This is a genomic window from Enterococcus nangangensis (assembly GCF_005405245.1).
In the GTDB taxonomy this organism is placed as follows: Bacteria; Bacillota; Bacilli; order Lactobacillales; family Enterococcaceae; genus Enterococcus_J; species Enterococcus_J nangangensis.
The window spans coordinates 23,510-34,595 of record NZ_BJDR01000022.1 but is presented as its reverse complement, the minus strand read 5'-3'; the positions used below and the strand labels follow the sequence as shown (position 1 = coordinate 34,595).

General features: G+C 35.1%; 14 protein-coding genes. 5 read left to right on the top strand and 9 right to left on the bottom strand.

Annotation, left to right across the window (positions count from 1 at the left end; genetic code table 11):
- Positions 1 to 272: 272 nt before the first annotated feature.
- From FFM57_RS09870 to FFM57_RS07635, 9 genes are all read right to left on the bottom strand, one after another.
- The gene (locus FFM57_RS09870) at positions 273 to 443 is read right to left on the bottom strand and encodes a hypothetical protein (protein WP_170999932.1); all 171 of its coding nucleotides are present in this window, start codon (positions 441 to 443) and stop codon (positions 273 to 275) included.
- Positions 444 to 446: 3 nt separating this feature from the next.
- Entirely contained in the window at positions 447 to 1,124 is a 678-nt protein-coding gene (locus FFM57_RS07670; RefSeq protein ID WP_137599929.1) for an ABC transporter ATP-binding protein, read from the bottom strand.
- Positions 1,121 to 2,359 carry an ABC transporter permease gene (locus FFM57_RS07665; protein ID WP_137599928.1) on the bottom strand — a complete coding sequence of 413 codons (1,239 nt, stop codon included), beginning with the start codon at positions 2,357 to 2,359 and terminating at the stop codon, positions 1,121 to 1,123. Before FFM57_RS07665 ends, FFM57_RS07670 begins: the two co-directional genes overlap by 4 nt.
- A gap of 504 nt (positions 2,360 to 2,863) precedes the next feature.
- Positions 2,864 to 3,220 carry a hypothetical protein gene (locus FFM57_RS07660; protein ID WP_137599927.1) on the bottom strand — a complete coding sequence of 119 codons (357 nt, stop codon included), beginning with the start codon at positions 3,218 to 3,220 and terminating at the stop codon, positions 2,864 to 2,866.
- A 462-nt stretch (positions 3,221 to 3,682) separates the two neighbouring features.
- A complete protein-coding gene (locus FFM57_RS07655; protein ID WP_137599926.1) occupies positions 3,683 to 3,907 on the bottom strand; it encodes a hypothetical protein in 225 nt (74 codons plus the stop codon).
- Positions 3,907 to 5,013, bottom strand: a complete 1,107-nt coding sequence (locus FFM57_RS07650) for a M56 family metallopeptidase (protein ID WP_137599925.1) — start codon at positions 5,011 to 5,013, stop codon at positions 3,907 to 3,909. The genes FFM57_RS07655 and FFM57_RS07650 overlap by 1 nt, the downstream gene beginning before the upstream one ends.
- Positions 5,013 to 5,384, bottom strand: a complete 372-nt coding sequence (locus FFM57_RS07645) for a BlaI/MecI/CopY family transcriptional regulator (RefSeq protein WP_137599924.1) — start codon at positions 5,382 to 5,384, stop codon at positions 5,013 to 5,015. The genes FFM57_RS07650 and FFM57_RS07645 overlap by 1 nt, the downstream gene beginning before the upstream one ends.
- Before the next feature lie 151 nt (positions 5,385 to 5,535).
- On the bottom strand, positions 5,536 to 5,934 hold the full coding sequence (locus tag FFM57_RS07640; protein ID WP_137599923.1) for a type II toxin-antitoxin system HicB family antitoxin: 399 nt from the start codon (positions 5,932 to 5,934) through the stop codon (positions 5,536 to 5,538).
- A 33-nt stretch (positions 5,935 to 5,967) separates the two neighbouring features.
- Complete coding sequence (locus FFM57_RS07635) at positions 5,968 to 6,174, bottom strand: hypothetical protein (protein ID WP_246023463.1); 207 nt, start codon at positions 6,172 to 6,174, stop codon at positions 5,968 to 5,970.
- Between the two features lie 260 nt (positions 6,175 to 6,434).
- Here FFM57_RS07635 and FFM57_RS07630 point away from each other — a divergent pair, with 260 nt between their 5' ends.
- The 5 genes from FFM57_RS07630 to FFM57_RS07610 all read left to right on the top strand — a co-directional run bounded on the left by FFM57_RS07630 (position 6,435) and on the right by FFM57_RS07610 (position 10,994).
- Positions 6,435 to 6,872 (top strand): ImmA/IrrE family metallo-endopeptidase, encoded by a 438-nt coding sequence (locus FFM57_RS07630; protein WP_137599922.1) that lies wholly within the window; start codon positions 6,435 to 6,437, stop codon positions 6,870 to 6,872.
- Between the two features lie 285 nt (positions 6,873 to 7,157).
- The gene (locus FFM57_RS07625) at positions 7,158 to 7,712 is read left to right on the top strand and encodes a sigma-70 family RNA polymerase sigma factor (protein ID WP_170999930.1); all 555 of its coding nucleotides are present in this window, start codon (positions 7,158 to 7,160) and stop codon (positions 7,710 to 7,712) included.
- The gene (locus FFM57_RS07620) at positions 7,696 to 8,460 is read left to right on the top strand and encodes a hypothetical protein (RefSeq protein WP_137599920.1); all 765 of its coding nucleotides are present in this window, start codon (positions 7,696 to 7,698) and stop codon (positions 8,458 to 8,460) included. Before FFM57_RS07625 ends, FFM57_RS07620 begins: the two co-directional genes overlap by 17 nt.
- Positions 8,461 to 8,631: 171 nt before the next feature.
- Positions 8,632 to 9,339, top strand: coding sequence for a response regulator transcription factor (locus tag FFM57_RS07615; RefSeq protein ID WP_137599919.1), 708 nt, complete (start codon positions 8,632 to 8,634; stop codon positions 9,337 to 9,339).
- Complete coding sequence (locus FFM57_RS07610; RefSeq protein ID WP_137599918.1) at positions 9,336 to 10,994, top strand: sensor histidine kinase; 1,659 nt, start codon at positions 9,336 to 9,338, stop codon at positions 10,992 to 10,994. Before FFM57_RS07615 ends, FFM57_RS07610 begins: the two co-directional genes overlap by 4 nt.
- Positions 10,995 to 11,086: the final 92 nt, after the last annotated feature.

The window sequence follows — 11,086 nt, the reverse complement described above, 5'->3', positions numbered from 1 at the left end:
AATAGGCAATCACCTCTACATCCATTGTAGAACTGCGATTGCCTATTTGACATATACTCGTTTACTTCCCGCTTACGTTTGTACTTTTCTTCTTTTTAACCATAAAAGAACGATTAAAATTCCCAGTGCAGGAACTATGGCATAAGAAATAAAATCTTTGTTAAGTAAGAAGCAAGGATGTATTTGTTGAAAAAGATCCAGAAAAACATTCGCATCTCCGTTTTACAATAAATTATTAAAGGTTGAAATTGCAATACCAGAATATAATCCGCTTATTTAGGCCAACCTAAGTAAATTGCAAAAACTACTCCTAAACATCCTATGCCGAATAAAGCAATTTTATTCAAAAAAAGATTACCTATAATTTTTCTTCTTAAAGTTATAGACTTTACAATTAAAAATATTCCAGCAACAAAAGAAAGCACCATTACCCAAAAACCCATTTTTTAAACACGCCTTTCTATCTTTCCATTAACAATTTGATACACCTGTTTATGAGTTTCAGCTACATTATAATCGTGGGTCACTGTGATAATCGTAGTCCCTTGGTCATTCAGTTCTTTTAGATAATCTAAAATGGTATTTTTATTCTTTTCGTCTAAGGAAGCTGTTGGTTCATCTGCTAGTATAATTGCTGGACTCATAAGAAGTGCTCTCGCCAATACAACTCTTGCCTTTTGACCACCAGAAAGCATTTTAGGATATTTTGAAAGTATATCTTGAATTCCAATTCGATTCGCAATCTCTTCCATCTTTTTTTCATAAAATTTAGAACCTTCTTTGCTATAATACGCAGGTAACAAAATATTTTCTTCCACGGTTATATCATTAATAACCGCAGACTCTTGTAATACGAATCCTAGCTTTTGATTTCTTAATTTTGCAAAACTTTGTACATCCATCAACGCAGTGTTTTGACCATAAAAATCATATCTACCCGTAAAAGATGTATCTAAGAATCCTATTAGATTAAGTAATGTCGTTTTACCCGCACCAGATTCCCCCATAATAGCAATCATATCTCCTTGGTTAACTGTAAAATTAATTTTTTTTAGAACTTCATAATGATTCTTTTTGAATCTATATGATTTATTAATCTCTTTTAATGAAATTATTTCTGTCATTCTAACACCCTCAATGAGATTGGAATTTTAGATACTTTGCGATTTATTGCCCATGCAGAAATCATCATAGTACTTATAATGATTCCAGTTAAAATTAAGATAGATACACTATCCATCGTAGCAAGTCCCAAATAAGTCATCGTTTTAAATGAGGTCATAATACTTTTATTAATTACGACTCGCATACTTAGAGCATAAAAATAAACAGGTATAATTGATACCATTCCTAAGCAAAATTGACTAATTAGTAGTGCTCGTTGAAACGTTTTTGGAGATAGCCCTACCATCATTCTAATAGTAATTTCTCTAATCATTAGTTGGTAAGAAATGTAGACATTCCAAACAATCAACGTTATTGTTCCACCTAGGAAAATAATTCCAATACCTATTAAAATCGCCACACCGGCCTTATATTGTGAAAAAAAATCTTCAAAGTTTTCTGTCTGTGGATAAAATTTGACTGTATAATTCAATTCCTTTTTCAAATAACTGCTTAGATTCTGAACACCTTTTTTATCTTCTCCAAAAACCAATAAATCTTGTAATCCCAAAACTAGTTCAGTGATATTAATTGTTTTTTTATCAGCATCTGTAATTGGGCGTATAACAGAATAATTTAAATAATCTTTAGAATCAATTGCGTACAAAGAAGATACAAAAGAGTTGTCTTGTAAGACACCTATCACTTCATAGGACTCCTCTTTTTCATTTGTAGGATTAATCGTATGAAATACTGTTCCTACTGGGTAATTTCCACTTAAGGCTGAACCTACTAGAACAGGAATATTAGTTGTGCTCTCTAGAAAGTCTTTGCTTGTAAAACTCTGCCCATCCATAATGTCCATAGAAAACATAGTCAACGAGCTTTGATCAATTGATCTAAACGTAATATTATTTTCATCTTGTTTTAAATATGGACTGTCTATCACCCAATTAATCGCATAAGAATAGTTAGTTTGCAGATAATCTACAACGTCGTGTGCTAGTTCGTTAGAATTATTCAAAGTATTTTCCGAAAATAAAGAATCATTCTCTTCAGCTGTTGATTGGTCATTTCCTACATAAACTGTTTGCTTTGAAAATTGCCTCAAACTAAGCATATTTTCTGATACAGAGTAAATTGACCTTATCACTGTAAATAACAAAATATTGACAAAAAAGAGAAGAGCTATGGAAATGAAAAGCAACGCCTTTCGTCTAAAGAGAATATCCTTTAATAAATAAATATTACGCATCGTACTCACCTTTTCTTAAAAAGAATAATCGATTCAATAATGTCTATAGCTAAAAACAAGAAAAAAAATTTCCCGTAAAGAGCAAATGCTTCCACTAGAGCTTCAGATTTAGAACTATTTTTCAACTGATAAAAAAATGTAATTCCCAAAAAAAGCAGGCTACTTACTTGTATCAATATAACTGTGATAAAAAACCTGAATGTCAATTTACCATATGTATCTCCACATATTACCCTTAGTTTACACTCTGTTACATGAGTTTCAATTATTCGATAAAACCAAAGAATAATTGGTATAAAACTAATAACTAGAAAAAAAATAGATTTACTTTTGAGCGCAATAAAGAGGATAGACAATATAATAACGCTACCCTCATTATTGAAAAGGTCCGCATAAAAAACTATTAAACTATTGAAAAGAATATAAATAGTTACCAAAGTAAACAATAGAATAATATCTTTTCGGCTTAATATTAGTTTTTTCATTAACCTTCGCTCATTTCTATTATTTAGTATGATTGTAGCTAAAAGTAGTTTTACTTGCGAATGGATTTAAACTGTCCCACACACCGCCAGTCGCGGTGGAGCTGGTCATTTTAGCTACAGTAGACGGGTTACTATAATAAGTTGTTTTGCGAGTTAATAGAGTTTTTCCACCCCGAGAATATTTGAATGTTCCTTGTTTATAACCAGATTCTTTAGGGTATACCCATACCGTTCCAAAATAGTATAATTGGGCAGTTTCAGTTGAACTAGCCCCAGCTGCAGCAGTGCCAAATTGTGTAGCAAAAGCGCTGGTTGCACCTAATCCAATCGATGCTACCAAAGATACTAATGCAATTTTTACTTTTGTTTTCTTCACGAATTTTTCCTCCCAAAGATAATATTTTTACTTTTTCCCTATCCTTGATTATTAGTCTCCTCTCTCATACTAAGAGCACCATCAATGCCATTTTATTTACAGTTTGTATTGTAATCGATTACAATGCTATTCTATCTCAAATCGATTTTTAATACAATCGTTTTTTACAATTAAATTAAAAAAATAATCTATAAAGATATAAAAATTATTTGTTTGTGAAAAAATTGTATTCTATTAAAATCTAAATATTTTAAAAGGCACAATGGTACGTCAGGGCACTGTGACATAACCGCTTCAAAAAACAAAATCCATAGAAATTGAAAAATCATTCAGATTTTCATTTTCCGTGAATTTTTGTGTGAGGTGAACCATCATAATATATAATCAGATAAACCAAAAAAGAGACACGTTCAAGCATTCCAACTATAATACTTGAACATGTCTCTTTATCTTTTACTTAAGCTAAACTCTTACCCATTCTCCTAACCACTTATCGGCAGTACAGTCGTATTGCCTTTTATAAGCGTAACCACCAATGTTTTTAAACCGCCATTCAAGTATATGGCTTTTGTACTCTACTTTAATTGATACTGCGCTTCCTTCAGCAGACTCTTCTGCATGACTTTTACTGGATCCTACTACTAAAAAAGATAGCAGTAAAAAGCTCATGATACCAATCTTTTTCATTATTTTCCCTCTTCATTTATTATTTTCAACTCTTTAAGAGATGAATCTTTTGTATCAGAAACTATGCCCATATCTTGCCCATCAATATATAAGACATATGTTCCATCCTGTTTTTTTAAAAGGTACGTATCTGCGTTCATATCCACTGTTTCCGTACCAACGACACGTTCTTCACTGATATGATAAGGCTCAAAAATAAACGATGTAACCACTAATGGCAGTAACAAGCATATTGCTAGAATACTTTTCTTCGTTTTGCGATTTTCATAACCTTCTAGTAAAAAATTTATTCTTTTCTGTAACGTAAATTTCTCTGAAATTGTAAAATTAGCCACAATATTCGGGGATAGAGTTTCTAAACTATTTTTCTTTTGGACACTCACTAATGATTGTGCATAATCAAAGTACTCAGAATCTGAGAGTTGCTGCGTTACTTGTTTATCAACTGAAAATTCCAATACCAAATTAAATTGTTTTCTAAAAAAATAGAGGGGAACAAGCCACCAATATGCTACAATCAGCAACTCCAATACCATTTTCTTCAAAATATCTCTATTTTGTATATGTTGTTTTTCATGTAACAAAATGTACTCTAACTCTTGTGCAGTGTACTTTCTACTGGGAATTAAAATATACCTATGAAATACGCCTAAAACAGTTGGAGTACCAACGAAATCCGTAATAAAAATACTTGTATTTCTGTTGCTCAGTTCAAGTTCTACTGGTTTGCCGTATTCAGCAATCTGATTAACCACATTTTTCAATTTAAAGATATTCACAAATAGTTTTGCTAAGTAAAAACATGAACCGAAAATCCAAATAACAAATAATAACTCCTCTAACGAAAAATCAAACTGTCCTACATAAAATGTAGTTGCTAGCACTTTAAAAAGCGTAGGTAAAACTACTCTAGAAGGTAATGTCATAGTATTTTTGAGTTCCACTGGAAAAAGTAAACGTAAAAAGATTACTAAACAAAAAATATTTAAAAAATCCGTTCTAACCACTCGATAAATTGCCGTCTTTTTCAGCAATACTCGTAATACCAAAATTAATACACATGACAAAAGTGATGATATTAATAGTGAAGAAAGGGAAAAAATCATTATTCATTATCCTTTTTTAATTTTTGCTTTTTTTCCTGAATAAGCCGATCTAGCATGTCTAGCTCAGTATTATCATCCGTATTCTCAATATAATTTGCTAATAAATTTTTAAACGCATCATCAGTTAACAATTCTGCCACAAATTCTTCTTGTGAAATACGTGCTTCGTACAGTCGAGTAAGCACAGTACCGCTATAACCAATATCAACGACATGAATCAGTTTATATTTGAGTAACTTCCTTAACACCGCTTGTACAGTATTTTTACTTAAACTAGAGTCCAGTAGAATAATATTATTTGCAGATAAGCTTTTATTCTCATTCCAAAAAATATTCATAATTTGTCTTTCTTTTTTTGTTAGTTCTTGCATACGTTTTCACCTCCTTATATTACTATTTTACTTTAAAAATATTTTTTTACAATAAAAATATATTTTTTTGAGAGCGTAAGATAGTTTGTATAATTAAACTGTAAAAAAGAACCAATAACTTTGTGGTTAAGTCATTGGCTCTCTTCTTTAATTAGTGAGTAATTCCAAGCTCTTCTCGTAAAGCTGCTTGTAAGACAGTCGAAAAATTAATTCCTTGCTTCTCTGACTCATCATTAAGCCATTTTGGAATAGTAAGTGTTTTTTTTACAGACTGGATTTGAACTTTTTCAACGATTGGATCAATCCATACATCCGCATATGCAAGTCGAGTATTTTCTGGAACTGAACTAAACTCTACAGTTGGTGAAGGAAGCTCTTGATTGTTCTTTAGCAATACAAATAACGTTCCCTCTAATACATCTTTTGCATTAATCATTGCTTCCTCTAATGAGTCACCATCTGTAAAGCAATTATCAAAATCGAGAAAATTCACATAATAAATATCATCTTCAATAGAAATAGTATACGGATATATCACACGATTTTTCACTGCCATTCCCCCCTAATATAAGCTTGTCGCCATTTAAGGATACAAGGCTAAAATTTTAGCCCTGTTATCCTCTCGATGTTCGTCAATGTTCCTGATGGAATGTCTTTTTGTACATTTTACAGGACACGATGGAAAACCATCTTTCACGTAAATTTCGTGAGAGTCAGATGTATGATCTTTTTCCCAACCATCTTTTTTCATCACTTTGACAACCACTTTGTAAGGTTTGTTTTTTGACATTTAAATCCTCCTTACACCAGAAAGTATACGTATAATTAACACGTCTGTTAATTGAATAACTTCGACTTCCCACATCTTTATTTCGTACAAGACAGCTTTTAAATTCAAACTAAGTAAAATTAAAACTTATATTTTTTATAGCAATTTTTCCCATTTTAGCTACTTATCATGTTTTTAGGTGGAAAATAGTGTATAATCATATAAAATTGTAAATACTGCTTCGGAAGGAATCTTTTATTGATTAAGACTCGGTATGTACTATGAAATCAGATTACACTATTGCCCAACTTGTTAAAAGTCTAGACGTACAGCTTGTCTATGATATGGAGCTGCAAGCTCCTGCATTCTATTCTCCAGATTTTAATATTATTGCTGTTAATACACACCTTACGGAGTATGATCAGAAAATTGCAATCTTACATGAGCTCGGTCATGCCTGCTTGCATCAACAAAACTCTCAATTGTATCGTATTACTGCTACTATGCGTGAAAAAATGGAGTTTGAAGCAAATTGTTTCATGATTAAGAAATTATTATATCCTTATCTAGAAAATCCTGAAATTGATCTTTACTCGTTTAATGCTTTACAATTTCTAGTGCGGTATCAATTAAACCAAAACTACTTAGAAATCACAAAAAAATTGTACTTAGACTTTATGAAACTAAATCATTATCCTCTTTTTTTTAACCAAAAATAGAACGTACGTTCTATATGAAAATATAAAAAGAAGTTCTAAATTCATACATTTGAGCTTAGGACTTCTTTTTATATTTCCCTTAATTTGGGAACAACGTGAGAACAACAGCAACTTTTTTGTTCTCATTGCACAAAAAAAGATAAATGGAAACGCTGATTTTACGCTGTTTTAACGCTTCTTAACATCATTAATTATTCTCGGATAAAAATATTTTTTATCTTGATGATAGTTTTTTTTCCTTTTACGGCGTATATAAGGGTGTTAAAGATTAAGGAGGTGGTAAGGGTGTCCCCTGAATTAGAAAGACAACTGGTGCAACAATTGCGCCAACGGGATTTTGACGGTTTAGAGCTTTTTATTGAGCACTACGCTGAAAATATTCGCCAAAGTATTTTGCAACTGCTCCTGCCGCAAGATTATGACGAAATTCCCGAACTGGAAAATAAAATCTATTTTAAAATTTGGCAAAAGATTCAATTATTTGATTCTGAAAAAGCGAGCCTTAAAACCTGGAGCAGTATCATCGCTCGACGTATCGTCTTAGACTATCAAAGGCAAATGTTGCGGCAAAAAAAAGTTTCCTTGGATCAATTAGCTCATGATCTAGTGGCAGAAGAAGAACTGCCTTTAGCCAAAGATCATTTTTTAGACCTCTTAACTAGTCTCAGTGTCGAAGACCAAGAAATTTTTCTCCGTTATTACTTTTATCAAGCGACCCCTGAAGAAATTGCCGCTGCTTTAGAGCTTTCGGTGCCTTTGATTTATAATCGCTTGTCACGTGGACGGAAAAAATTACGTAGCGTCTTAAAGGAGGAACATCATCATGAATCACAAAAATAGTTTTAAAGCCGTCGTCAACGGTCACCTAGATGTCGCTGAAAAAAAACAACTTTTTCAACGAACTAAGATGTATATTTTATGGCAAGAGCTCCAAGAATTATTAAAAGATGAACTAAATACCGACGAGGAAATCCGTTATGCCTTACCCATCACTAATGAAAGCAACTCGGCTGTCATGAACAGCGGGCTTTTAGGGATGACTTATGCCCGCTCCCCCCGTGCTAGAGAGTATGTAGATACATTTTTAGATCTCCGGGGCAATCGCCTCTTGCTCTTTACCCAAGAACGAATTATTTTTTTAGTCGTCGTGGAATATTTAGAAGAGGGGCTTTACTATTCTTATCCTTACACCTCCATCGACCAAATCACCTTGCAGTACCAAAAAATTTCACCTTTCACTATTTCCACCGCTGACCCCCGCGTGATGGATATCGCTAAAGCTGGTGGTGACGGGTATTATTATCTGGATTTTGAAAGCCAAGGAGACATTTTCGTAGAAATGTTTTATCAAAAAGACGCCCAGCGCCTTTTAGAAATTTTTGACGAAACTCCGGCTTTAAAAGGCAAAGTAAGCTCTGGTAAAATTCATCGGCGTCATAAGCGCGATTATGTTTTAGGCAACCCCATGTTTGGTGTACGTTACATGCAAGTCTTTAACTGGCTCGTTTTTAGTGTGTTAGGGATTTTCCTGATTATTTATCTGCTAGGCTTTTTCCGCATCGGCCCATTGAAAGATATGCTGCCGTAAAAAATTTGTTGAAGAGCACTGGTCTGAAGACTTCAGACCAGCACTCTTCTTTTTTTATTTTTACTAGCTTTTCCGAACTTTGTGAAAACTTTACAACAATTTAGCAATTTTTACTGCGGTCTTTAGCTGGGGCTACGGTATAATAAACTTACCCTGAAAGGAGGGCAAAGGATGATTTATACTGTCGAAGATGATGAAAATATTCGTGAACTAATCGTGTATACTCTGACGAGCTTAGTCGCTGAGACTAAAGGCTTTCCTGATGGTTTCACCTTTCAGCAAGCACTGAAGGAGAACAGCCCGCAATTAATTATTTTAGATTTAATGTTGCCAGGTATTGATGGCCTGACTTTACTTAAAGACTTGCGGGCGCATCCGGCCACCCAACAAATTCCGGTACTAATTCTCAGTGCCAAAGGAAGTGAGCTAGACAAAGTCCGCGGGTTAAATATCGGCGCTGATGATTACTTAAGTAAACCCTTTGGTGCTTTAGAATTAGTCGCCCGTGTCAAAGCATTATTGCGGCGGAGTCAATTAGGAACTGCCCCCACTACCGCCGACGCTTTGAAAAAATTTGGAGACCTAACCTTTGATGCCTTTAGCCATCAAGTTTATCTAGCCCATACCAAGCTTAATTTAACGAACAAAGAATTTTTACTGCTACAAGAGTTACTCACGCATCCCCGCATTGCTTTGAGTCGGGACTTGTTGTTAGAAACCATTTGGGGGTATGAATACGACGGCGAGAGTCGCACCGTGGATGTCCATATCGCCTCTTTACGCCAAAAGCTGGGTACTTTTGCGCCTTACATTGAAACAGTCCGCAATTACGGTTACCGTTTCGCCAGTGAAAACCTAGCGCCGGAGGATTCGGCATGAAAAAGAAAATTTTCTATCAAAATTTATGGTTAACGCTGACCACCTTGTTGCTCTTGCTGACAGCCCTCTCCATTTTTTTATATTTTCAATTACGCCAAATTTTCTACCAACAATTAACCCAAGAAAACTCCTTGGTCACCGGCGTCTATGAAAAAGAGGGCTTCAGTGGCTTAAAAAATTTAAGCAGTACAGAACGCATTACGTTAATTGCCCCTGACGGCACCGTCCTTTATGACAATCAAGGAGACGCGACGACAATGGAAAACCACCGCCAACGCACCGAAGTAGTCGCCGCCTTGACTAAAGGCAGCGGCTACAGCCAACGGGAGTCCCCTACTTTTTTAACGCGCAATTTTTATTACGCAAAAAAAATGACAGACGGTAATGTGTTACGGCTAGCCAGCACACAACAGAGCTTTTTGAGTTTATATAGTCAAGTCACGTTATTTGCCGCTGGCGTTTTTATCCTACTCTTGCTCCTTTTATTTTGGGCGGCCAGCTCTTTAGCCAAAAAAATCGTCACCCCCATTAACCAAGTGGACCTCTTAGTGCCAGAAGCTAGCGCTCCGTATCCCGAACTGCAACCTTTGATGCGCCGCTTACAAACACAAAATCAAGAGATTCAAGCGCAAATTCAACGTTTGAGCCAACAAGAACAACAACTCACCTTAATTACCAATCAGATGGCAGAAGGACTTATCTTGCTAGATGCTAAGGACCATTTGCTCTTAGCTAATCCTGTCGCTCAAAAAATCTTTGCCATTCTCCCCACTGATTTTAATGCTTCTTATGAGCAGATTCCTAAGCTAGCTGCCCTTTATCAACGATTGCAAAGAAAAACGTTACCCGAGATGCTCTACTATCACCAACAGCGAACTTACCAAGTGATTAGTAACCCAGTGGAAGATGAAAAACACCTCGTGGGTCATGTACTTTTACTTTTTGATATTACCGCGGTAGCCCAGCAAGAGAAGATGCGCCGCGAATTCACCGCTAACGTCACACATGAGCTGAAGACGCCTTTAACCAGTATTTCAGGTTACGCTGAAATAATTCATGAAGGGATTGTCAAAGACAGCGACATCCCCCGTTTTGCCGGTAAAATTCAAACGGAAGCCAAGCGTCTTTTGAATTTAATTGATGATACGTTGAAACTGGCTAGTCTTGAACAAAAAAATGATTTGACGAAAGAAACCATTCACTGGGACGCACTATTGGCACCCATCATTGCTAGCTTACAAGAAAAATTTACAGCTCAGCACCAAAGCTTGACGGTAAAAACTTTGCCGATTCCTTTTTCCGGCTATCCAAGTGTCTTGCAAGATGTTTTTTATAACTTATTAGAAAATGCCCAAAAGTATAGCGGCAACGATAAAAAGCTCTCCTTTTCGATGGAAGATCTTGATGCTGAACATTTTGCAATTCTCGTGGCAAATGATGGCCCTGCCATCCCCCCTAGCGAAAAAGAGCGCATCTTTGAACGTTTTTACCGGGGCGACCTTTCCCATAGCTCACAAATCAGTGGCACCGGGTTAGGACTGGCCATTGTCAAACACGGTGTCCTCTTGCACCATGGCAAAATCACAAGTGAAACACCAGCAACAGGCGGCACTCTTTTTAAAATTATTTTTCCGAAAGAAAAAAGCAGTGAGTAATGACTAGTCAGGTCACAGGTAACCTTTATCTGTGACCTGACTTTATTTCATTTCGACACTTTTTTATTAAAGAAACAAAATGTCCGGTAAAA